This window comes from Rhodococcus sp. DN22, from assembly GCF_036669995.1.
GTDB lineage: Bacteria > Actinomycetota > Actinomycetes > Mycobacteriales > Mycobacteriaceae > Rhodococcus_F > Rhodococcus_F erythropolis.
The window spans coordinates 3,957,122-3,980,169 of the sequence record NZ_CP133326.1; the positions used below are offsets into that span (position 1 = coordinate 3,957,122).

The following is a 23,048-nucleotide window of genomic DNA, read 5'->3' on the forward strand; positions in this document are numbered from 1 at the left end:
GCCTTTATTAACCGCCCGCGGTTAATAAAGGCGCACAGCAGGTCTAGCCGGCCACCGCTTCGAGCTGCGGCGTGATCGATTCGAGCGAGTACTTCAGCGACAGCGACGACGGAGTGTTCAGGCCGGCAACAGTCGGATAGTCGACGATGGCCAATCCGCCACCCTTGACTGCAGGCAGGTCGGCAAACCCCGGCAGCTTCATCATGTCGTCGAGCGACCCGCCGTTGGGCAGCAGCACCACGACGTCGGCGCTGAGAGCGTCGACCCGTTCCGGGCTGAGTATCAGCCGGCCACCGGTCACACCGGCCTCGTCGACCAGCTTGGGCGGCAACGACATTCCCAGACGCGTGAACAGTCCCGAAGCACCGTCCTTGGGATCAGCGACGATCACCAACTGCGACGTCGGGAAGACGTACTGCGACAAAAGAGCGGTCTTACCCTTCAGCCCCGGCAACCGCTGTGCGAGCGCATCGATCTGCCCGTTTGTCGCCTCGACGATCTCGTCGGCTCGCGACTCCTTGTCGAGAACCCGGCCGAGAATCTCCACCTGGTCCTGCCACGGATCGACCTGGACGTCGGACAGACCGGCAATTGTCGGAGCGATCTTGCTCAACTGGTCGAAATCGTCCTGATCGGCGACGGAGAACCCGCCGAGAATCAGATCGGGATCCAAGGCTGCAATTTCTTCAGCTTTGAGCGGGACACCGAACTGCTGGATCGCCGAGCGATCGAGTTCCTTCGCCGACGCGTCCACGCCACTCTCCCACGGGAACAGACCACGCTCGTCGCCCATCGGGCCGGCAGCCAGGTACCCCACCGGCTGGATTCCGAGTTCGAGCAGAGCGTCGAGCCACTGGGTGTCGGCCGCGACGATGCGCGTCGGCGTCCCGGTGATCGTGGTGGCGCCGAACTTGTGGTCGATCGTGGTCACCCGACCGTCCGCGATCTCGTCGGCGTCCGAGGACGAACATCCGCTGATACCTACGACCAGCGCTCCCAAGAGAGCTACCGTCGAAAACTTCATCGCACGCACGAAAATACTCCTCCACTAGTTAGCAGAGGCTTACCTTCTCATATGGGACCCGGCTGTGTCCGACCTTGCTTTCAGGCGAAACGAGAGAGCAGACGCTCCGCATCGGCGCCGATGCGTCGAACCACGTCGCCGGCCGGATGGGTTCCGTGTACGAGTCCGACAGCTTCTCCGGCGTAGACGACTCCGCTGTGGGGATCCGACGGGTCGTACGCCTTTGCCAGCATTTCCTCATCGGCGTCGACTCCGTGCCAGGCGGCAGTGAACTCGTTGGCCACCGCGCGGCCACCCCACCGCTGCGGCCACGGTTGACTGCGCGCTCGGTCGAACACCGAGGTGTAAATCGTGTCGGCACTTCCGGCTTCGACGACGCGCTCGCGGGCATAGTCCGGCCCGACCGTCTCCGGGCTGGCGAGCAGCGCCGTTCCGATCATCACGCCTTCCCCGCCGGCCGCCAGGACTGCGGCCAAACCGCGGCCGGTCCCGATTCCGCCGGCCGCCAGTACTGGAAGTGATGTCGTTTCGAGGATCTCCTGCAGCAGCGGCAAGGTTCCGATTCGGCCCGTGTGACCGCCTGCCTCACCGCCTTGCGCGATCACGCCGTCGACACCCGCGGCCTCGACAATGCGAAGATCTTCGAGCGTATTGATCTGTGACACAACGGGAATGCCCGCATCGTGGATTCGTCCGACATACGAGGCGGGATCACCGAACGACAAGGTGATCATGGTCGGCTCGACGGCAATCGCGGCGTCGAGCATCAACTCGTTCTCGGGCAGCGACCACGTCATCAGGCCGACTCCGAATTTTCCGCCGATCGAGCGGGCCACTTCGGCTTCGGCCTCGATCCACTCCGGTGTGTTGTACCGGGCCGCGCCGAGCAGACCCAACCCGCCGGCCGCCGATACAGCTCCGGCGAGCGCGCCGCCCGCGCGGCCACCCATGGGCGCCCCGAGAACCGGGATTTCGATTCCGAACTCTCGGGACAACCAGGTGGTGACCATGCGCTCCTACTTCTTGGGCTTCTCGCCGACCGATTCCGACGTCAGGGCCGCCACGAATGCTTCCTGCGGCACCTCGACGCGACCGATGGTCTTCATGCGCTTCTTGCCTTCCTTCTGCTTCTCGAGCAGCTTGCGCTTACGGCTGATGTCGCCGCCGTAGCACTTGGCGAGAACGTCCTTGCGGATTGCGCGAATGTTCTCGCGCGAGATGATCTTCGCGCCGATCGCGGCCTGGATCGGAACCTCGAACTGCTGGCGAGGAATCAGCTCACGAAGCTTCGACGTCATGCGTCCGCCGTAAGCGCCGGCGTTGGAACGGTGCACGATCGAGGAGAACGCGTCGACGGCCTCGCCCTGCAGCAAGATGTCGACCTTCACCAGATCGGCCTGCTGCTCACCGGCCTCCTCGTAATCGAGGCTGGCATAACCCTTGGTGCGGGACTTGAGGGCGTCGAAGAAGTCGAACATGATCTCGCCCATGGGCAGTTCGTAGCGCAGTTCGACGCGAGTCTCGGAGAGGTAGTCCATGCCGCCGAGCTCACCGCGACGGGACTGGCACAGCTCCATGATGGCGCCGACGTACTCGCTCGGGGCAATGACGGTGCACTTGGCGACCGGCTCGTAGACCTCGCGCACCTTGCCTTCCGGCCAGTACGACGGGTTGGTGACGATGACCTCGGCCCCGTCCTCCATCACGACGCGGTAGACGACGTTGGGCGCGGTGGAAATCAGTTCGAGGCCGAACTCACGCTCGAGGCGGTCGCGGGTGATCTCCATGTGGAGCAGGCCGAGGAAGCCGCAGCGGAAGCCGAATCCGAGGGCAACCGACGTCTCGGGTTCATACGCCAGGGCCGCGTCGTTGAGACGGAGCTTGTCGAGGGCATCGCGCAGCACGGGGTAGTCCGAGCCGTCCATCGGGTAGAGGCCCGAGTAGACCATCGGCTTGGGATCGCGGTAGCCGACCAGCGGTTCGGTCGCGCCGTTGCGGGTGGTGGTGACGGTGTCACCGACGCGCGACTGGCGGACATCCTTCACACCCGTGATGAGGTAGCCCACCTCGCCGACGCCCAGACCGATACTGGCCTTCGGCTCGGGCGAGATGATGCCGACCTCGAGCAGTTCGTGTGTGGTGCCCGTGGACATCATCGTGATCTTCTCGCGGGGACGGATCCGACCGTCGACCACACGCACGTAGGTGACCACGCCGCGGTAGGCGTCGTAGACGGAGTCGAAGATCATCGCGCGGGCGGGACCGTCAGCATCGCCGACAGGCGCAGGTACCTGCTTGATGACCTCGTCGAGCAGTTCCTTGACGCCCATGCCGGTCTTACCCGAGACGCGCAGGACATCACCGGGCTCGCAGCCCGTGATGTGCGCGATCTCTTCGGCATAGCGGTCGGGATCCGCGGCCGGGAGGTCGATCTTGTTGAGGACGGGAATGATCTTGAGATCCTTCTCCATCGCCAGGTAGAGGTTCGCCAGCGTCTGAGCTTCGATGCCCTGAGCAGCGTCGACCAGCAGAATTGCGCCCTCGCATGCTTCGAGCGCACGGGAGACCTCGTACGTGAAGTCGACGTGGCCGGGTGTGTCGATGAGGTGAAGGACGAACTCTTCGCCGTCGACGGTCCAGGGCAGACGAACGTTCTGAGCCTTGATGGTGATGCCGCGTTCACGCTCGATGTCCATGCGGTCCAGGTACTGCGCACGCATCGCCCGCTCTTCGACCACACCGGTGAGCTGAAGCATGCGATCTGCCAGCGTCGACTTACCGTGGTCGATGTGCGCGATGATGCAGAAGTTCCGGATCTGCGCAGGATCCGTGAACGTCTTGTCGGCGAAGCTGCTGATGGGAGACCCCTTAGTCGGACCGGCACCGGCCCGGATCCGGGCCACTGTCAACCCTCAGGATATCCAAGTCTCGGCGCCGCCGTACCAGGGGTTCCCACGGGTGGGTGATTATGCTCGAACGCTATGGCAAGCATGTGGAAGCAGATCGGCAGAACCCTCGGCGCCCTCGCGGTGGAGAAGGGCCCTGCGTTGCTGCGCCAGCTGCAGTCGTCCACGTCCCAGTCGTCTGCCTCGAAGCCGGGTCCGTCCGGCCGCCCGATCGCCGCGCGGACGTCTCCGACCGCACATCGCGCCCGCAAGGTCGAGTACTCCCCCGACCTCGACGGCAAGGCCGATCCGGGCGAAATCGTCTGGACCTGGGTTGCCTACGAGGAGGATCCGACCCAGGGCAAAGACCGCCCGGTGCTGGTTGTCGGCCGCGACGGCGACACGCTGCTCGGCCTGATGTTGTCTTCGCAGAGTAAACGCGAGGGTGAGCGCGATTGGCTCGCAATCGGTTCGGGTCCATGGGACGGCGAGGGAAGGCCCAGCTGGGTCCGGCTCGACCGGGTGCTCGACGTTCCCGAGAGCGGGATCCGGCGCGAGGGCGCCGTCATGGATCACAAGAAGTTCGACGCGGTCGCGGCAAAACTTCGGGCCGACTTCAGCTGGAGCTGAAGCCGACCCGGACGATGGAAACAGTATCGATCAGCTGTCCATACGGTTGAACCGTCCGAATAGTGCTCGATAGATGAGTGCACCGAGCGCACCGCCGATGAGCGGGAACACGATGAACAACCACACCTGACCGAGTGCACCGTCCTGGAACGGCGCGACAGCGAGGCTTCGAGCAGGGTTGACGGAGGTGTTGTCGATCGGGATCGAGATCAGGTGAATGACGGCCAGGGTGAAGCCGATGGACACCCCGGCGAGCGGCACGTCGGAGATCTGGTCGGTCGACGCGAGAACGACGAACACGAGCAGAGCGGTCAGGAGAATCTCGATGATCATCGCGGCACCGATGCCGTAACCGTCGGAAACCACCTGTCCGAGAAGATTCTTCTCGGCCGACGGACTGTGTGCGCCCCAACCGTTTGCGCCGAGGCCGTCTGCGGCCCGGTTGTACGCCGGGAGACTGTTGGCCACCGCGTAGATCACGACGCCGGCGACCAAGCCGCCGATCACTTGCGCGACAACGTAAATCGCCGCATTGACGGCCGAGATGCGCCCGATCACGAATTGGCCGAGAGTCACGGCTGGGTTGACGTGGCAACCGGAAATCGGTCCGATCGCATATACGAGGAACAGCAGGGTCAGGCCGAATGCGAAGGCAACTCCGAGATTGCCGACTTTCGCACCTGCAAAGACGGCAGTTCCGACTGCGGAGAACACGAGCACAAATGTTCCCACCGCTTCGGCCGCATACTTCTTCACATCCGAGATCGGTTCGATCTCAGTCAATTCCTGTGCAGTTGGAGACATATTCCCACCTTCTTCTCATCGAACGGTAGTAATGCTCACGCGCCTAGATTTGCCGGACTTTACGCAAGCCTGGTGATCTCCACAACAACTTCGAGATCTGTGGAGCGTCCACCGGAAAAGATTCCCTTCAAAGGCGGCACATCCGAATAGTCCCTTCCTATTCCGACCGAGACATGCTGTTCATTCACAGCTATCGCATTGGTCGGGTCGTATCCCCACCACGCGCCGGTCCACGCTTCGATCCACGCGTGCGATTCCCCGACCACCGTGTCCCCGACTGCCGCATCACGTTTGGGGTGGAGATAGCCGGAAACGTATCGACACGGTATCCCCATCGTTCGAAGCAACACCAAGGTCAGATGCGCATAGTCCTGGCAGACACCTTTCCTGGCCGACCAGGCCTCCACCGCCGACGTATGCACTCCGGTCGTACCGGGAACATATGACATTTCGCCGTAAACCCATTGCGACGCAGCCACTACTGCATCTTCAGGTGATTTATCTTTGCGCAATTCCTTGGCAATTGTCGCCAGCTTACGATCACGCGGAACATATCTCGTGAAACTCAGTTGTTCGTTGAATCGATCTTTAATCGCGTTTCCCGACAATTCATCCCAGTCGACGGTTTCCTCGGGCTGAACGAACGGTTCCGTCTCCACCACCGACAGCCCGGTCACTTCGAGTTCCGTATGCGGGGCGTGCAAGTCGAAGGCGGTCACCGCGGTGCCCCAGTAATCGGTGTATCGGTAGGAACGCGTTGCCGGCTGGGTTTCGACGCGCGTGAGTATCACCGTCTGCCTGGTGTCGCCGCGAGGTGTCAATCGCGCTTCGTTGTACGACGACGTCACCGGGGCGTCGTACGCATATCCCGTGGTGTGCACGACCCTCATTCGCCAGCTCACAGCTCTCCCTCCACCGTCGACTCCGCATACGCGGCGCCGGCATCCGTCCACGCGACCCACGGCGCAGCGTGGAAGTACTGCAATGCAATTGCCTCACCCAGTTCGCGGCAGGTCTCCTGCCAACCGAGCAACCGTCCCTGCAGATCCTCGAGCAACACGCCCTGCGGCAGGAACTCGAGTTCGCTACGTGCGCGGCCCAGAAGCCGCGGCGCCTCCGCCCGGATTCCGACGCGACTGCCCGGCTGCGGGTCGAGCTCCTGCAGGCACTTCTCGGCCTGCCTGATCGAGTGGAACACCGAGCGCGGAAAGAGCCTGTCCAACAAGATGAACTCGACGACGCGATTGGCGTCGAGCGCTCCGCGATACGTACGCAGATACGTGTCATGTGCGCCCGCCGAGCGAAGAACACTGACCCATGCCGGCGACGACGGGCGGTCACCGGCGCGCGCCAGGAGCATCCGCACGATCATGTCGACACGTTCGATCGACCTGCCCAGCAGAAGGAACCGATAGCCGTCGTCGCGACTGAGCGTGGAATCCGCCAGGCCCGCGAACATCGCTGCGCGTTCCTCCACATAGCGGAAGAACTCGTGTGGCCCCAGCCTGCGTGAGGCACGTTCACGCTCGGCCAGTCCGTTGTACGTGGTGTTCAGGCACTCCCACATCTCACTCGACGTGACCTCACGCGCCCCGCGAGCATTCTCACGAGCACTTGCCAGCGAGTCCACGATCGAACCAACCTGGTTGCGGCTGAACGCAACCAGATCGGTGAGCGAGCGCACGTCGAGCTTGCCCTCCGGCGCCTCGATGCCGAGGACACGCAGGAGCAGACGCGACGTGCGGTCCGGGTCGACGGTGGCGTCGTCGAGCAATTGATGGACGGCGACGTCGAGGATCCGAGCAGTGTCGTCGGCGCGCTCGACGTAGCGGCCGATCCAGTAGAGGGACTCTGCGTTGCGAGCAAGCATCGGTCACCACGCTCCGTTCACTGATAGTTCTTGGTAGCTGGGCACTTCCGAGGTGTTCACTGTTGCTGCTGCTGTTGTTGCTGCGAGGTGCTCAGTTCGGGACCCTGCACCGGCTCCGCGGATTCCGGGGGCTCGGACACCAGTTCCTCGCCTGACAACTCTGGGTCTTCGTCAGAGGTGCGACTCGCAAGCACCCACGTGTCCTTGCTTCCGCCGCCCTGGCTGGAGTTGACCACCAGCGAACCTTCCGGAAGTGCCACCCGGGTCAGGCCGCCGGGCAACACCCACACGTCCTCACCGTCGTTGACGGCAAAGGGCCGCAAGTCCACGTGGCGCGGCGAGAGAACATCGTCGATCTTGGTCGGCACCGTGGACAACTGCACGAGTGGCTGCGCAATCCACCCGCGCGGGTCTGCCTTGATCTTGCGGGTGATCGCGGCCAGTTCCTTGGGGCTCGCGTCGGGTCCGAAGACGATTCCGTAGCCGCCGGACCCTTCCACCGGCTTGATGACCAGTTCGGCGACGCGGTCGAGGACTTGCTCGCACTCCTCGTCCAACCAACAGCGGAACGTGTCGACGTTCTGCAAGAGCGGCTTCTCACCGAGGTAGTAGTCGATGATCTGCGGAACGTAGGTATAGACGAGTTTGTCGTCACCGACTCCGTTGCCGACGGCGCTCGAGATCACCACGTTGCCCGCCCGCGCCGCATTCAGTAGGCCTGCGACGCCGAGAATCGAATCCGGACGGAAGTGCATCGGGTCGAGATACTCGTCGTCGATGCGGCGATAGATGACGTCGACCTGGCGCTCGCCTTCCGTAGTGCGCATGTACACCATGTTGTCGCGGCAGAACAGGTCGCGACCTTCGACGAGTTCCACACCCATCTGACGAGCGAGCAACGAATGCTCGAAATAGGCGGAATTGGCGATACCCGGTGTGAGAACAACCACTGTCGGGTCCGCTTCGTTGAGTGCAGCACCCGCACGCAGCGCCCTCAGCAGGTGTGTTGCGTAATCACCGACCGCCCGCACCTTGTGGGACATGAACAGATCCGGGAACACCCGAGTCATGGTGCGACGGTTTTCCATCACATAGGAGACACCGGACGGAGATCGCAGATTGTCCTCGAGAACTCGGAACTCTCCCGCCTCGTCTCGGACCAGGTCGATACCCGCGACGTGAATTCGCACACCGTTGGGCGGCACGATGCCGGCCGCTTCACGGTGGAAGTGCTCACACGAGGTGACCAGGCGGCGCGGCAACACGTGATCGCGCAGGATTCGCTGCTCGCCGTAGATGTCCGCGAGAAACAACTCGAGCGCCTTCACCCGCTGTTTGATGCCCTTTTCCAGCCGCGACCACTCCTGGGCGGCGATGACGCGTGGCACCAGATCCAACGGGAAGGGTCGTTCCTGCCCGGACAGCGAAAACGTCACACCCTGGTCGATGAATGCGCGTCCGAGTGCGTCGGCACGCGCGGCGAGGTCGGCGCTGCTCGTCGGCGCCAGGGCTTTGTACACACCCTTGTACGGACCACGCACCGAGCCGTCGGGCTCGAACATCTCGTCGAAAGCCAACTCGTAGCGACCGATGTCTGAATATCCGTCGAACACTGCGGCAGGACGCGCTCGGGTGGTGGTCGAACCTGTTTTACTCGAACTTTTCGAAGGCGGCGGCGTCACAGGGCAACATGCTGCTACAAGTGGGGCTATTCGGCAGCGCGGCGAGAAATCGGGCGCTCGGTGTACCCTTCTCGACAGACGCAACGTGCGACGGTTTGGGTTCTTGGGCCCTCGGCTGGTAATCTTGCCAGTCGGTGCATCAGTGCGCCCACAGCTTTCTCGACCGTAACCAGCTAAAGACGACAAGGATTTTACGCGTGGCCAACATCAAGTCCCAGGTGAAGCGAATCCGTACCAACGAGGCGGCCCGACTCCGTAACCAGTCGGTGAAGTCCTCGCTACGTACCGCGATCCGTTCATTCCGCGAGGCTGCGGCAGCCGGTGACAAGGACAAGGCCAACGAGCTCCTCGTCTCCACCAGCCGCAAGCTCGACAAGGCAGCCAGCAAGGGCGTCATTCACGCCAACCAGGCTGCCAACAAGAAGTCTGCACTCTCGCAGGCTGCCAACAAGCTCTGACGTTTCCACTGTGACGGTTCGCCGTCACACTGGTTCGTCTCGATAGCCGCCAGGTCGAAAGACCAGGCGGCTATTTTGCGTATTCAATCGGGTCAGTGCGAAGACCCGCCATCCATGTCTTGCAGCGAATATGTGGAGCGGGCTGCAACCATCTGATGATGGCGATCAACGGGCACGGGAAGCGCCCTCGCAGCTGGTTGTTCACGACTGTCTTCTGGGCGGTCGTCGCTTTCGGCGTAGTGGCCGCCCTGGGAATCCCTCGTTGGTGGGAATCATTGACGGTTGCAGTCGTCGGAGGTGCCGCAAGCTACGGATGGTGTAAGCGCAGGCAACGTAGCGAATTCCGGATCTTCTTCGGCGTGATGTGTTCACTCGTTGCGATTCTGGCGTTTCTCGCCGTTGGACGAGCGCTACTCACCACCGTGAAGGTGCCGGTGGACAGCATCGGCCAAGAAACCATTGTCTGCGGCAGTGTGGTGAATCCGGTGTCGCACGACTCACTACGGGTGACCGACATCAGAACAGGTGAACCAACGACACGGCCTCAGGCCATTCCGCTACTCAGTTGGAGCAAGCCTGCGTGAAACGCCTCGACTACCGGGCGGGTGAGGCCACGGCCGCCACTGTCGTCGGACTACTTCTGGCCGGACGCGCAGTAGGCCACGTTGTACTCAGTTCTTCCGCAACGCGCACACTTTCCGCACTGCCATCTCCAGGGCGAAGGACGAGTCGACTGCGGCACCCTTCACGTCGGCATTGAGGGCGGCGACGATCTGCATCGCAGCGCCGATCGACGTGGGATCCCAGCCGCCGACCTCCTTGATCGCCTTCTTGACCTTCCACGGCGGCATTCCGAGGTCCGACGCCAACCGGAACGGGTCACCGCCCCGTGCAAACGGGCCGACCTTCGCGATGGTGTGGACTGCGTCGGCGAGGGCATCCGCGAGCAGAACATGGGCTGTTCCGATCTGATCTGCCCATCGGAGCGCCTCGAGCGCACCCCGGGTATCGCCGACGATGACTTTGTCGGCCACGTCGAATCCGGAAACCTCGGCCTTGCCCGAGTAATACTTGTGGACTGCATCGACGTCGATCTTGCCGCCCGTATCTGCCGCCAATTGCGAGCAGGCCGACGCTAGTTCGCGGAGGTTGGAGCCGACGCTTTCGATCATCGCGGCGATCGCATCTGGCGCAACCCTGACGTCTGCGGTCCGAAACTCACCCCGGACGAAGTCGACAAGCTGACTCTTGTTCAGTTTTCCGCAGTTGTGAACCGTCGCGCCGAGCTTCTCGAGGGCCGGCGCCAACGCTTTCGCGCGACCGCCGCCCGAGTGCACGACGATCAGAACCACACCTTCTGCCGGCTCGCGTGCAGCCTCCAGGACAAGCGCTACGGCATCTTTGCCTGCTTCTGCAGCCGATTCCAAGACGATCACACGGTCTTCGGCAAAAAGAGAAGGGCTGAGCAACTCGGCCAACTCGGGAGCATTGGTGTCGCCCGCACGCATCTTGGTCACCGGGAGATCCGAAATACCCTGGCCGCGGTCACCGCGGACAGCTCTGATGAGCTGCGATACCGTGCGGTCGATCAGGAACTCGTCGTCCCCGAGAACAAGATGCAGCGGATCGACTCCAGACGGATTACTCACCCGAAGATGGTCCCACGAGGAACCGACACGATGGACACAGACCCGCCGCCCCCGCCGTACACAGCGACGGTGCCGTCGACGTCGGTCCGAACCACCGCCCCGCCCAATGAATCCAGTTCATCGAGAACCTCCGCATTCGGGTGCCCGAAACTGTTGCCGACGCCGACGCTGATCATCGTCAACCTCGGACGCACCGCTTCCAGAAATGCCGACGACGTGGTCCGAGAACCGTGATGGGGCAGCTTCAACACATCGGCCTTCACATCCGTACCCGATCGGAGGATGGCCTCCTCCCCCGCAACTTCGGCGTCGCCCGTCAACAGAATTCGACCCGCGCCCGTGTGCGCCATCACCACCAGCGACTGATCGTTCGCGGCGTCCGCGCCGTCCCCCGTATCGCGGGGAGCCGGAAGCAACGGTCCGAGAACCTCCACGTTCACCGATCCCAACGTCAACTCCATACCTGCCCGCAACGAGACAACCGGAACGCCGTGCGACTCGGCGGCATCCTTTACCGTCCGAAAACCTGACTCCGGCAACAACATCGACCCGACTCCGACCGCAGCGACCGAACGCCCACTCAGGACTGCTTCCAATCCACCGATGTGATCGGCATGAAAATGACTGATCATCAGCAACGCGATGTCGTTGACGTCCAACATGTTCAGACAACGACCCATCGACGTGGGATCAGGACCGACATCGATGACGATCACCCTGCCGTCTCCAGTCGAGAGCACAAGACCGTCCCCCTGACCGACGTCGCACATCACCAGTGCCCACCCCGGAGCAATACGGCCACCCCCGAACACGTGCTGAAAGATCAGGGCCAGAACAACTCCCAGAACGAGAACGCCGAGCACCCATCTCGAAATCCGATTCCACAGCGTCAGGGCCGTCGCCAGTAGGACTCCCACGACGACGAGGGCACCGATGAGTCCTGACGGCACTACCACCGACGCTCCGGGAAGCGCCGCCGCCCGCTCGGACACGCACAGCAGCCACCCCATCGGCGGCCGCACCAATGGCGCGACGAACACCGCGATCGGTGGACAGATCAGCGCACACAAGGCAATCACCGCACCGAACACCGTGATGATTCCGATCACCGGCGCCACCGCCATGTTCGCGGCAATCGTGACCACGCTGAAGGTTCCCGCCATGGCGCCCACCAACGGTGCAGTCACGACAAACGCAGCACCCGAGACAGCTGTCATCTCCGAAAACCAACGGGGCCAGCCTCTTCGGCGAAGCACGTCCACCCACACCGGAGCAATGATCACCAGCGCGCCCGTCGCAGTAGTCGACAGCGCAAATCCCCAGTCGACGGCCAGCTCGGGCCTCACGACTACCAGAACGATGACGGCGGCGGCCAGCGCAGGCAGCGCCTGTTTGCGCCGACCAGTGACCAGACTGAGCAGGCCTACCAAGCCCATCACCGACGCGCGTAGAACACTCGGCGACGGCCTCGCGACGACAACAAAGGCAACGAGGGCTACCACCGCCAAAGCGGCGCCGACCCGTGGACTGAGCGCCGCGGCTCTGACCAACAGCAGAACGGCCCCGAGCAGAATGCTGATGTTGGCGCCGGACACCGCGGTGAGATGGGAAAGTCCGGCAACGGTGAAGTTGTCCTTCACCACCGGCGACAGCGCCGACGTGTCTCCGACGACGAGGCCAGGCAGCAGACCCGCCTGATCCGGCGGGAGTGCAGCCGAGCACGCAGCCGCGAAACGAATGCGCACCACACTTGCCCATCGCTGATACCAGGGCACTTCTCCCACCGCGACGGGAGGCCCTTCGGACGTGATCACGGCGAGCGTGGAATCGCTACGCCATGGCTGACTCGCCCGGCCACGAACCGTGAGGCTCTGCCCTGGAACAACTTCGAGCCACGACGAACTGGGCGCCCGGATGGTGACCAAGCCGCCTCCGGAGTACCTGCGGTTCTGGGCAGTCACCGAATTGACGGTTGCCCTGAAGACGACCTGACCTTGACCCACCGCGCCGGAGACCGCGTGCGGATCCTCCGAGGGTTCCACTTCGACACTCACCCAAGCTCCCTCGAGAGAAGCTCGGGTCAGTGGGTGCCTCTCCGCCTCGGACGCCCGCCACCCGCCGACGGCACTACACCCGGCACCGAACAGCAATGCAACCAACATGATTCGTGCCCACCCCGCTGATGTCCGGCGCACAACCACGTAAGTGAGGAGTGCCGCTGGAACCGCACACGCCACCGCCAGTACCCACGCGGCGACCGGGCCGAACAGGATCCCCACCGCACTGCTCCCCCACACCGCGACCGCCGACAGAAGCAGTCGAGCGTCGAGGACCGGCGAGGCTTCCGGTTCGTTCACACCGACACCAGCACTCGCAATTTGGCCAACCTTGCCGGGCCGATCCCGTCGACTTCCCCCAATTGTTCTATGTCCGTGAATTTTCCGTTGGAGGTGCGCCAGGAGATGATCGCCGCAGCCGTTACCGGCCCTACCCCGGGAAGCTCGTCCAGTTCGGCCTCGGTGGCGGTATTGAGGTTCACCAGCCCAGCCCCGCCGGATTCCCCCGTAGCTGCGGGGCTGGTCCCTCCTGCAGTGGTACTCGAAGAAACACCACCGGACTGATCGGCCGCACCAACCACGATCTGATCGCCGTCGACAAGTTTCTGAGCCAGATTCAGGCCCACCGTCTCCGCTCCGTCGAGCACGCCACCTGCCGCAGCAAGCGCGTCGGCGATGCGCGAGCCCGAATGAAGATTGACAAGCCCAGGCGTGCGCACGAGCCCGACGACACTGACCACCACAGCCTCGGGCGGCTGCTCTGCCACGACGCCGGTCGGTACAGGACTGGCTGATTCACCATCGCCGGCAGTCACATTCTTCTCCGTGACATTCTGGGGCGAGGGCAACGGTGGGACCGCCTGCAGGCTCGGAGAATCCCACCACACGGCGAACAAGCCGATTGCCGTAGCCAGAACTGCAACGATCGCCAACACCCAGGTCGCCGACCGACTCGGGCGCCAACGTGTACCGCGCCAATGTTCGGGCAATCGGTCGAACCGTGACGAGTCGGGCTGAGCGTCGTAGTCGTCCTCGTCGAAGTCCCGAAGCCACTCGGGGGACCTCTCGAAAGACCCTGAATCCTCGAATTCGTCGACGTCCTCGTGTCGCCGCCTGTAGTTGCCGTCCATCGCCGCGAGGCGATCACGCGCCCGCTCGCGCTCCTCGCTGATCCTCATGACTGGACGCTAACGAGAGACCTCGCCGCCAACGACGAACAATTTATATCTGTGGAGAACTCGCGGATTGTGGAGAAGCGATCAGGCGCTCGTGTCGATCTCCGGCAACGGGCACACCACAACACCGATCGCGCCGACACCGACGTGCGCTCCGATAACCGCACTGAAGTCGGTGACGACGGATTCCGCTACATCGGGAATGCGCTCGGCCAACTGTTCGGCTATCCCGTCCGCACGCTCTCGCGCGCGCATGTGATGCACGGCTATCGCCACACGACCGAGACCGGCGCGTTCGACTGCCGAATCCACCAACCGTGCAAGAGCTTTGGTGGTGGTACGTGTCTTCTCGCCGAGCACGAGCTTGCCGTCCACCAGATGCAGGATCGGCTTCATCGCCAATGCAGTGCCCAGCAGTGCGGCCGCGGTTCCGATTCGTCCTCCCCTACGCAATTGATCAAGTTTGTCGACGACGATGTAGCAGCGCCCACGGCTCGCTACGTCGACCGCCCGGCCGTACGCCTCTTCGAGTGAAGCGCCCTTCTCGGCCAAGCGTGCAGCTTCGAGAGCCGGATAGCCCAAACCCATACCGGCGGACTGTGAATCGACGATCCGGACGGCGCCACCGAATTCCTGGGCTGCGACTCGTCCGGCTTCCCACGTTCCCGACAGTTGACGTGAAATGTGAACGGCGAGAACGCCGTCACCGTCGCTCATGTCCAGGGCGCGTGCATACGCTTCGGACAACTCGGCGGGCGACGCTCCGGCCGTTGTCACTCCCGACAGGTCGCTCGGCATTGCGTCGACGCCCTCTCGCAAGTCGCAGCCGTCACGGAGCACGTGGAGCGGAACAACCTGAATGCCACATGCGTCGGCCGACTCCTGCGGGATGCAGGCGGAGGAATCCGTGACGACGACGACCGGCATTCTGCTACCCGACTTCGCTCGGCGGTGCTACCAGTTCCGGCGAAACCACTTTCTGCGCCTCGACCCCGCGAATCGCAGCGATCATCGCGCGGGCTACGCCGAGGTGACCGTCCCAACCCCAGTGAATGCCGTCAGGATTGCCGTTCTCGGAAAAGACGTTGTCACGCACTGCATCTGCAAGGTCGACTACGGGAACGTCTTTCTCCGTAGCCCACTCGGTGATCGCGGACACCGCGGCAGGTCGTCCGGCATGCACGCTGGCGTAGGCATCACTGCGGTGCACCGACGGCAGGGTCGCGATCATCGGCAGTTCGGGCCGCATGTACTCCAACGCATTTCGCGAGCTTTCCAGATACTCGACGCTCAGCTTGGGCGGAAGTGCGACCGGGCGGCCCAGAGGTGCAAGCCGCGGCTGCAGCCACTGATAACCCTCGCGCACCACGCGTCGAAGCGCGGGTGGCCGAACGTAGCGGATGGTCTCGCGGAGCGCGGTAGGCAATGGGGACGGCAGCGAGTCCATCCCGCCGACCGCGAACACGACGGCGCCGGCCCGCGGCACCGCCGCCCACACACGAGGATCCTGAGTCAGTGCCCACCACGCGTCGCGACACGTCCATCCGATACGGGCGACCAACTCGACGTCCCAGCCGAGTTCGTCGGCCACGATGTTGGGCCAGATGCGTGGATGATCTGCCGCGAGGCCGCCTTTGGGGCCGAAATACGACAGCGAATCCGCGAGTACGAGGAGGACGGGGCGCTGCCCGTCGGCACTTTCAGAGGACGTCATTTGCGACACTCGCAGAAGCATTCCATACGTCGAGTCGCCACTCGATCGACTTGACGTCACCATGTCCACTGAGTTGCACCCAACTGGTGTTTCCCAATCCGCCGAGGACGGCCCAGCGATCGATGGGTAGGTCGAGCAATGCCGCTGTCAGTGCCGCGATCAAGCCTCCGTGCGCCACCAGAACCACGGGCCGCTCGGCCCAGTCCGGGTGCGTGTCGAGCAATTCGTGAACTACGGGGAGGCTGCGATTCGCGACGTCGATTCGGCTTTCGCCGCCGGGCGGCGCCAACGTGGCATCCGCTCGCCACGCAGATCGCACACCGGGAGTGCGCTCGTCGACGTCATGATGAGTCAGGCCCTGCCATTCCCCCAGGTGTGTCTCACGCAGACGCATGTCGGTGAGGACCGGAAGTCCGGCGGCATCACCGACTGCGACGGCCGTGAAGTACGCCCGACGCAGATCCGAGGACACGATCGTCAACGGCCTGCGATCGGCGATCACCGGACCTGCACTCTTGGCCTGCGTGCGTCCCAACTCCGACAGGTCGGTGTCGAGTTGCCCCTGCATCCGAGAGTCGGCGTTGTATTCGGTCTGTCCGTGACGCAGCAGGATGAGCCGGCGGACAGGGTTCGACGCCGCACTGGGCGCCGACGAAGTCACAGCGAGGGATCCTGCGCGTCCGGCTCGGAAACCGTGTCGGTCTCGAACACCGTGTTGGCGTCGGCGGGGCCGGGACGGTTCTGTCCGAGGCCTTCGACCTCGACCGTCGGGCAGTCCTTCCACAGACGATCGAGAGCGTAGAAGTTGCGCTCCTCGTCATGCTGGACGTGGACGACGATGTCGGCGTAGTCGAGCAGTGCCCAGCGGCCCTCGCGGGTGCCTTCACGGCGGACCGGCTTGTGTCCCGCTTCGCGGAGACGGTCTTCGATGTTCTCGACAATCGAGTTGACCTGACGCTCGTTCGTCGCAGATGCGATGACGAAGCAGTCCGTGATGACCAGCTGTTCGGACACATCGAGCACCACCACTTCGGTGGCCAGCTTCTCGTCGGCTGCCAAGGCCGCGATGCGTGCCATGTCGATGGCTTCGGTGTTTGCGCTCACTCGATGTTCTCCAGTTTCGTCTTCAGAAAGTACTTGTTGTTCTCGGCTAGCTCGATTCGGCGCCCGGGACGGCTTCCGACTTCCCCGGTGCGGGCTCCGACATCGTTGTAGCTCCGTCGCGGCGCTCCGCGTCGACAGGTCGATACAGGTTCCGCTTCGAGATGTACTGCACCACTCCGTCCGGCACCAGGTACCAGACGGGGCGGTCTTCACTTGCCCGACGCCGACATTCGGTCGACGAAATGGCAAGTGCCGGAATCTCTATCAACGTGACCGCGTCGGCGGGCATGGTGTCGAGGTGACCGGCCAGGTGCTCTGCATTGAGATCGAAACCCGGTCGCGATACCCCGACGAACTTCGCCAATGCGAACAACTCTTCCCAATCTTGCCAGGAAAGGATGCTGGCCAGCGCATCGGCACCGGTGATGAAGAAGAGTTCGGCGTCAGGGTGGTAGGCCCGGAGGTCTCGCAGCGTGTCCACGGTGTACGTCACTTTTTCACGGTCGACGTCGACCCGAGAGACGGAAAACCGCGGGTTGGAGGCGGTGGCGATGACCGTCATGAGGTACCGGTCCTCGGCAGGACTGACGCCCTTCCCCTGCTTCTGCCAGGGCCGCCCGGTGGGGACGAAGATCACTTCGTCGAGTCCGAACCGGTCGGCGACCTCACTGGCCGCAACGAGGTGGCCATGGTGAATGGGGTCGAAGGTGCCACCCATCACTCCTAGGCGTCGAGCACGTTCCACCGATAGTCCCTTCTGCACGAGTGTCGAGCTTACGGGTCAGACCGGCAGCAGACGGGACACGACGTCGGCAAGCTGCTGGGCCGAGCGGCACTCGTGCATGCTGATGACCTCGTTGTAGACCTTCGCCGCGGAGTCACCCGTTCCCCATTGCCCCTTCGGCTCGGGGTTGAGCCAGTGCGCGTGCTTGGCTACTGCCACCATCTGCGACAGCGACTGAAGGTTGGGATCGCGGTAGTTGTTGCGACCGTCGCCGAGTACCAGTAGCGACGTGCGACTGGTGATCGACTGCGCGAACTTCTCCTGGAACACTCCGAAGGCGTGTCCGTAGTCTGAGTGGCCGTCGTAGGTGATCAGTTCGGCCTCACGCACCATCCGTGACATCGCTGATCCGAGGTCTGCGTTCGAGTCGAAGAACCGCGTGACCTCGTCGGTCGTGTCGATGAACGCGAACACCCGCACGCGCGAGAACTGCTCACGCAAAGCGTTCACGAGCAGCAGAGTGAAATGGCTGAACCCCGCCACCGAGCCGGACACGTCGCACATCACCACAAGTTCGGGCCGCGCCCGCTTCGGCTTGCGCTGCACCAGATCGATCGGCACTCCGCCCGTCGACATGGACTTGCGCAACGTACGACGTAGGTCGATCGAACCCGCGCGAGATCGGCTACGACGCACGGCGAGACGACTGGCCAACAAGCGAGCCAGGGGTGCGACGTTCTTCTTCAGCGTGGTGAGTTCGGCATCGGACGCTCGCAAGAAGTCGACTTCCTCGGCGAGTTTCGGAACGCCGTACGTGGCGACCCGCTCCTTGCCCAAATTCTCGGCTGTGCGTCGACGCGTTTCCTTCTCGACCATCTTGCGGAAGTCCGCGATGCGCTGCGCTGCCGTGCGCTTGGCGACCTCGGACTGGTAGTCGGAGTTGTCCTTGCCCTCTGACCCGGAACCCTCCTGGTTGCCGAGCAGGCCCTGCAGGATCTTGTTGAGCAACGTCTCCGGGGCGACGTCACGCAGCGCCTGATAGGCGGAGAACGACGGGCCGTTGCTCGACTGGTACTGCCCGAGTTCCTCGACCATCGCGGCGGTCAGGAGTTCGGTCATCTCCATCGCCTCGTCACTGCCGTCTGTCAGCAGTTCGGCGATCAGCTCACGCAATGCCTGCAGGTCGATCGAGCCGTCTGGCTTGCGCGGCAGTGTGACGTCGACGTCGCCGACCGCACGGTCACCGATCGCCTTGGGGAACCACAGGTCGAAGACGGCGTCGAACGTCGCCCGGTGGGTCGGCCTGCGCAGGAGCGAGCATGCCAGCCCTTCACGAAGCGCTTCACGATCGAGCAGGTCGAGAACAGACATGACCTGACCGGCGTCGACTGTCTCGGACGGGCCGACCATGATTCCGCGTCGTCGCAAAGCCTCGACAAAATCGACGAGGTGACCGGGAATCCCGTGCGGCGCTGCCAGGCCGCCAGGTGAGAGCGGCGACGTCGATGCTGCGGGAGCCATGTCAGACCTCAGTTCAGCCGAAGTTCAGCGGCGGCACGCACCTGGTCCGACTGGTGCTTGAGGATCACGCCGAGCGTGGCGCGAACGGCATCGTCGTCGAGAGTGTCCATGCCCAGAGCAAGAAGGGTGCGTCCCCAGTCGATGGTCTCGGATACCGAAGGGACCTTCTTGAGCTGCATTCCGCGAAGAACACGAATGGTGTTGACCAGCTGCTCGGCAATCGCTTCAGGAAGCTCCGGCACGCGGCTTGCGAGGATGCGACGCTCGAGGTCGGCGTCCGGGAAGTCGAGATGCAGGAAGAGGCAACGACGCTTCAGAGCCTCCGAGAGTTCGCGAGTGGCATTCGAGGTCAACACCGTGAACGGCTTGCGGGTGGCGGTAATGGTTCCGAGCTCGGGGATCGTGACCGCGAAGTCGCTGAGCACTTCGAGGAGCAGACCTTCGATCTCGACGTCGGCCTTGTCCGTCTCGTCGATCAACAGCACCGTCGGGTCCTCGCGGCGAATGGCCTTGAGCAGTGGACGAGCGAGCAGGAACTCCTCCGAGAACACATCCGCCTTCGTCGAATCCCAGCTGTGGTCGACCGCGACATCACCCCTCGCTCCGCTCGCCCCGCCCGACTGAATCCGAAGAATCTGCTTCGCGTGGTTCCACTCGTACAGCGCACGAGCCTCGTCGACGCCCTCGTAGCACTGCAGACGCACCAGTTCTGCGCCCGTGGTCTGGGCGACTGCGCGGGCGAGTTCCGTCTTTCCGACACCGGCCGGGCCCTCGATGAGCAGCGGCTTGCCCAGACGATCGGCCAGGAAGACTGCCGTCGCGGTGGCCTTGTCGGACAGATAGCCAGTTTCGGCCAGCCGTTCGATCACGTCGTCGACGGTCGAGAAGAACGGCGTCGTGTCGGGAAGTGCTCGGTCCACGGTTAACTCCTTGAGAGGTGGGGCAAGTCTGGTGAACTTTTCAGGCGGGTCGGGTATGCCCGTCGCCCCAGACGATCCACTTGGTGGACGTCAGTTCCGGTAGCCCCATGGGGCCACGCGCGTGCAGTTTCTGGGTGGAGATGCCGATCTCGGCGCCGAACCCGAACTGCTCACCGTCGGTGAAGGCAGTCGACGCATTGACCATCACTGCCGCAGCGTCGACTCGAGCGGTGAACTCGCGGGCAGCCGAGAGATCGGACGTCACGATGGCTTCGGTGTGGCCGGTCCCGTACTGGTCGATGTGCTCGACGGCAGCGTCCAGGTCCTTGACGACCTTGAGGGCGACGTCGAGGGTGAGGTATTCCTTCGACCAGTCGTCCTCGGTCGCGGGAACCAGTCCCGGCAGATCACCGTGCACGACGACGTCGTGCATCTGGAGCGCTTGGAGCAGCTTCGGCACGGCAGTCTCGGCGATCGCAGCGTCGACCAGGACGGTTTCGGCTGTATTGCAGACACTGGGCCGACGGGTTTTGGAGTTGAGAAGAATCTTCTCGGCCATCAGTAGATCGGCGGCCGAGTGAACATAGACGTGGCAGTTACCGACACCGGTCTCGATGGTGGGCACGGTGGCATCACGCACGACGGCGCTGATCAAGCCGGCACCGCCGCGCGGGATGACTACATCGACGAGGCCGCGGGCCTGGATGAGGTGCGTGACCGTCGAACGATCCGCACTCGGCAGAAGTTGAACGGAGTCCTCGGGGAGCCCCTGAGCAACCAACGACGCGCGTAGCGCCTCCACCAACGCTTCGTTGGACTTGACTGCCGAGGACGAACCACGAAGCAGCGCAGCATTTCCCGACTTGAGAGTCAGCCCGAAAGCGTCGACGGTAACATTGGGGCGAGCCTCGTAGACCATGCCGACGACACCGAGCGGAACGCGCTGCTGACGTAGTTCCAAACCGTTCGGCAGAGTGGATCCACGAAGCACTTCACCGATCGGATCGGGTAGTCCGGCAACCTGACGCAAACCCGACGCGATGCCCTCGATCCGGTCAGCGGTCAGACGAAGACGGTCGAGCAGCGATTCCTCGGTGCCGCCCGCCTTCGCGGCGTCGATATCGAGAGCGTTGGCCGCGAGAATCCGATCACTTGCCGCGAGTACCGCGTCGGCTGCGGCGTTGAGCGCAGCATCCTTCTGCGCGGTGGTCAGCAGAGCCAGGACGCGCGAAGCCTTACGGGCTCGGCGTGCGGCGTCGTGCACGACGGACTTGGTGTCGGACGCGTTCGAGTCGACGGTTTCTGCGTTGGAAGTCACAGCGGTCATGAATACACATTAACCACCCACCGTGACGGCCTGCTCGGCGGAACGAGGCTGTGACCACCCGGGACCATTCCGGCGGACCGCCTGCGAACATTTCGGCGGACCGCCTGCGGACATTTCGGCGGACCGCCGGGGAACAATTCCGGCGCGCGACACTGTTGCACCCACCGACCTTCTTCTTCGAGTCAGGAGCCATCCGTGAGTGTGTTGTTCGAGCCTTTGACCCTGCGCGGCGTCACCATCCCGAACCGCGTCTGGATGGCACCGATGTGCCAGTACTCCGCTGACGTCATCGGCGACCAGGTCGGAGTGCCCAACGAGTGGCATCGCACGCATCTGGTGAGCCGTGCAATCGGCGGCACCGGCCTGATTCTCACCGAGGCGACGGCCGTCAATCCCGAAGGCCGCATATCGGCAGCTGATCTGGGGATCTGGAACGACACGCAGGCGCAAGCTTTCGCCGAGATCAACGCGCAACTCGCGTACTTCGGCGCAGTGCCCGGAATTCAGCTGGCCCACGCCGGACGCAAAGCGTCGACGCAGGTTCCGTGGCGCGGAGGCAAGAGCCTGCCCGCCGACGACCGACTCTCGTGGCAGACGGTTGCCCCGAGCGCGGTTCCGTTCGGTCACCTTGCCGATCCGGTCGAGCTCACCACGGAAGGCATCGAGAAGGTCGTCGCAGACTTTGCAGCGGCGGCCACCCGCGCACTGAAGGCCGAATTCAAGGTCGTGGAAATTCACGCGGCCCACGGATACCTGATCCATCAGTTCCTCTCCCCCGAGAGCAACAAGCGGACCGACCGCTACGGCGGCAGCTTCGAGAACCGCATCCGGTTGCTCCTCGAAATCCTGAGCGCAGTCCGCGAGGTGTGGCCGGCCGAGCTACCGCTCTTCGTCCGGGTCTCGGCGACCGATTGGCTCACGGAAGAACGTGGGCTCGACGTCGACAGCTGGACCGCGGATCAGACCGTAGCCCTCGCCAACATCCTCTCCGACTACGGCGTCGATCTCGTCGACGTGTCCACCGGCGGTAATTCACCGGCAGCCAAGATTCCGGTGGAGCCGGGATACCAGGTTCCGTTCGCCCGTCGCCTGCAGAACGAGAGCCTGCTACCGGCCGCCGCCGTCGGCCTCATCACCGAACCCGAACAGGCCGAGAAGATCGTCGAAGACGGAAGCGCAGTGGCGGTGCTCCTCGGCCGCGAACTGTTGCGTGATCCCTACTGGGCGCGCCGGGCGGCCCGTGAACTGAACGCCGAGGTAGGACCGCATATACCGTCGCAGTACGCCCGCGCCTTCTAGCCCGAAAATCGGCTCCCGCGCACAACTTTGATAGCGTAAGCGTCTTACTTGCCGGTAGTCCGGAGCCCTGAGGGCTCCGGACACTGCCGCGGGCCAGAGCCGTGCGACGGGGGTCGCAACGAGCCACAGGGCACGCGGACGCTCGATTTCCCGACCGGCTCATCGGCGAGTGGGCAACGAAAAGATGCGTGCATCAGGTACGTGC

Annotated in this window: 22 protein-coding genes; 4 read left to right on the top strand and 18 right to left on the bottom strand. The window is 63.6% G+C overall.

Translation table 11 applies throughout. The features are described 5' to 3' along the window. Nucleotides 1-43: 43 nt before the first annotated feature. The 3 genes from RA302_RS18035 to lepA form a co-directional block, all read right to left on the bottom strand. Nucleotides 44-1,024 (bottom strand): ABC transporter substrate-binding protein, encoded by a 981-nt coding sequence (locus RA302_RS18035; RefSeq protein ID WP_256261723.1) that lies wholly within the window; start codon nucleotides 1,022-1,024, stop codon nucleotides 44-46. A gap of 80 nt (nucleotides 1,025-1,104) precedes the next feature. Further along, nucleotides 1,105-2,034, bottom strand: a complete 930-nt coding sequence (locus RA302_RS18040; RefSeq protein WP_047270792.1) for a nitronate monooxygenase — start codon at nucleotides 2,032-2,034, stop codon at nucleotides 1,105-1,107. A gap of 6 nt (nucleotides 2,035-2,040) precedes the next feature. Continuing rightward, nucleotides 2,041-3,933: a translation elongation factor 4 gene (lepA, locus tag RA302_RS18045; RefSeq protein ID WP_003944564.1), complete on the bottom strand. Its 1,893-nt coding sequence runs from the start codon at nucleotides 3,931-3,933 to the stop codon at nucleotides 2,041-2,043. A gap of 72 nt (nucleotides 3,934-4,005) precedes the next feature. Between lepA and RA302_RS18050 the strand changes: the two genes are divergently transcribed. Continuing rightward, on the top strand, nucleotides 4,006-4,539 hold the full coding sequence (locus RA302_RS18050; protein WP_030536620.1) for a type II toxin-antitoxin system PemK/MazF family toxin: 534 nt from the start codon (nucleotides 4,006-4,008) through the stop codon (nucleotides 4,537-4,539). Nucleotides 4,540-4,569: 30 nt separating this feature from the next. On the opposite strand, the gene RA302_RS18055 is transcribed toward RA302_RS18050, so the two are convergent. The 4 genes from RA302_RS18055 to RA302_RS18070 are packed head-to-tail and all read right to left on the bottom strand — an operon-like array spanning nucleotide 4,570 to nucleotide 8,775. After that, a complete protein-coding gene (locus RA302_RS18055; RefSeq protein ID WP_070161351.1) occupies nucleotides 4,570-5,343 on the bottom strand; it encodes an aquaporin in 774 nt (257 codons plus the stop codon). A gap of 59 nt (nucleotides 5,344-5,402) precedes the next feature. After that, nucleotides 5,403-6,233, bottom strand: a complete 831-nt coding sequence (locus tag RA302_RS18060) for a transglutaminase family protein (protein ID WP_007731033.1) — start codon at nucleotides 6,231-6,233, stop codon at nucleotides 5,403-5,405. 8 nt (nucleotides 6,234-6,241) lie between these two features. Then, a complete protein-coding gene (locus RA302_RS18065; protein WP_003944483.1) occupies nucleotides 6,242-7,213 on the bottom strand; it encodes an alpha-E domain-containing protein in 972 nt (323 codons plus the stop codon). A 56-nt stretch (nucleotides 7,214-7,269) separates the two neighbouring features. Then, nucleotides 7,270-8,775, bottom strand: a complete 1,506-nt coding sequence (locus tag RA302_RS18070) for a circularly permuted type 2 ATP-grasp protein (protein ID WP_338481175.1) — start codon at nucleotides 8,773-8,775, stop codon at nucleotides 7,270-7,272. 317 nt (nucleotides 8,776-9,092) lie between these two features. Here RA302_RS18070 and rpsT point away from each other — a divergent pair, with 317 nt between their 5' ends. Then, the gene (gene rpsT, locus RA302_RS18075) at nucleotides 9,093-9,353 is read left to right on the top strand and encodes a 30S ribosomal protein S20 (protein WP_003944567.1); all 261 of its coding nucleotides are present in this window, start codon (nucleotides 9,093-9,095) and stop codon (nucleotides 9,351-9,353) included. 158 nt (nucleotides 9,354-9,511) lie between these two features. Further along, nucleotides 9,512-9,937, top strand: a complete 426-nt coding sequence (locus RA302_RS18080) for a hypothetical protein (RefSeq protein ID WP_141751433.1) — start codon at nucleotides 9,512-9,514, stop codon at nucleotides 9,935-9,937. An 87-nt stretch (nucleotides 9,938-10,024) separates the two neighbouring features. Here RA302_RS18080 and holA read toward each other — a convergent pair whose 3' ends face one another. The 11 genes from holA to RA302_RS18135 form a co-directional block, all read right to left on the bottom strand. Then, the gene (gene holA / locus RA302_RS18085; protein ID WP_003944476.1) at nucleotides 10,025-11,002 is read right to left on the bottom strand and encodes a DNA polymerase III subunit delta; all 978 of its coding nucleotides are present in this window, start codon (nucleotides 11,000-11,002) and stop codon (nucleotides 10,025-10,027) included. After that, complete coding sequence (locus tag RA302_RS18090) at nucleotides 10,999-13,359, bottom strand: ComEC/Rec2 family competence protein (RefSeq protein ID WP_338477384.1); 2,361 nt, start codon at nucleotides 13,357-13,359, stop codon at nucleotides 10,999-11,001. Before RA302_RS18090 ends, holA begins: the two co-directional genes overlap by 4 nt. Then, nucleotides 13,356-14,237, bottom strand: coding sequence for a ComEA family DNA-binding protein (locus RA302_RS18095; protein ID WP_042450208.1), 882 nt, complete (start codon nucleotides 14,235-14,237; stop codon nucleotides 13,356-13,358). Before RA302_RS18095 ends, RA302_RS18090 begins: the two co-directional genes overlap by 4 nt. Nucleotides 14,238-14,318: 81 nt before the next feature. Beyond that, nucleotides 14,319-15,161, bottom strand: coding sequence for a DegV family protein (locus RA302_RS18100; RefSeq protein WP_003944515.1), 843 nt, complete (start codon nucleotides 15,159-15,161; stop codon nucleotides 14,319-14,321). Between the two features lie 4 nt (nucleotides 15,162-15,165). Further along, nucleotides 15,166-15,948: a diglucosylglycerate octanoyltransferase gene (gene octT, locus RA302_RS18105; protein ID WP_042924057.1), complete on the bottom strand. Its 783-nt coding sequence runs from the start codon at nucleotides 15,946-15,948 to the stop codon at nucleotides 15,166-15,168. Further along, a complete protein-coding gene (locus RA302_RS18110) occupies nucleotides 15,935-16,609 on the bottom strand; it encodes a histidine phosphatase family protein (protein WP_007731024.1) in 675 nt (224 codons plus the stop codon). Before RA302_RS18110 ends, octT begins: the two co-directional genes overlap by 14 nt. Beyond that, nucleotides 16,606-17,052: a ribosome silencing factor gene (rsfS, locus tag RA302_RS18115; protein ID WP_003944502.1), complete on the bottom strand. Its 447-nt coding sequence runs from the start codon at nucleotides 17,050-17,052 to the stop codon at nucleotides 16,606-16,608. Before rsfS ends, RA302_RS18110 begins: the two co-directional genes overlap by 4 nt. Before the next feature lie 46 nt (nucleotides 17,053-17,098). After that, nucleotides 17,099-17,815, bottom strand: a complete 717-nt coding sequence (nadD, locus tag RA302_RS18120) for a nicotinate-nucleotide adenylyltransferase (RefSeq protein ID WP_003944462.1) — start codon at nucleotides 17,813-17,815, stop codon at nucleotides 17,099-17,101. Between the two features lie 18 nt (nucleotides 17,816-17,833). Continuing rightward, nucleotides 17,834-19,297 carry a VWA domain-containing protein gene (locus tag RA302_RS18125; RefSeq protein ID WP_007731020.1) on the bottom strand — a complete coding sequence of 488 codons (1,464 nt, stop codon included), beginning with the start codon at nucleotides 19,295-19,297 and terminating at the stop codon, nucleotides 17,834-17,836. An 8-nt stretch (nucleotides 19,298-19,305) separates the two neighbouring features. Beyond that, nucleotides 19,306-20,217, bottom strand: coding sequence for a MoxR family ATPase (locus RA302_RS18130; RefSeq protein ID WP_003944506.1), 912 nt, complete (start codon nucleotides 20,215-20,217; stop codon nucleotides 19,306-19,308). Nucleotides 20,218-20,257: 40 nt separating this feature from the next. Beyond that, the gene (locus RA302_RS18135; protein ID WP_338477390.1) at nucleotides 20,258-21,544 is read right to left on the bottom strand and encodes a glutamate-5-semialdehyde dehydrogenase; all 1,287 of its coding nucleotides are present in this window, start codon (nucleotides 21,542-21,544) and stop codon (nucleotides 20,258-20,260) included. 195 nt (nucleotides 21,545-21,739) lie between these two features. On the opposite strand from RA302_RS18135, the gene RA302_RS18140 reads away from it, so the two are divergent. Continuing rightward, entirely contained in the window at nucleotides 21,740-22,843 is a 1,104-nt protein-coding gene (locus RA302_RS18140) for an NADH:flavin oxidoreductase/NADH oxidase (protein WP_070161359.1), read from the top strand. The last annotated feature ends 205 nt before the right edge of the window (nucleotides 22,844-23,048 follow it).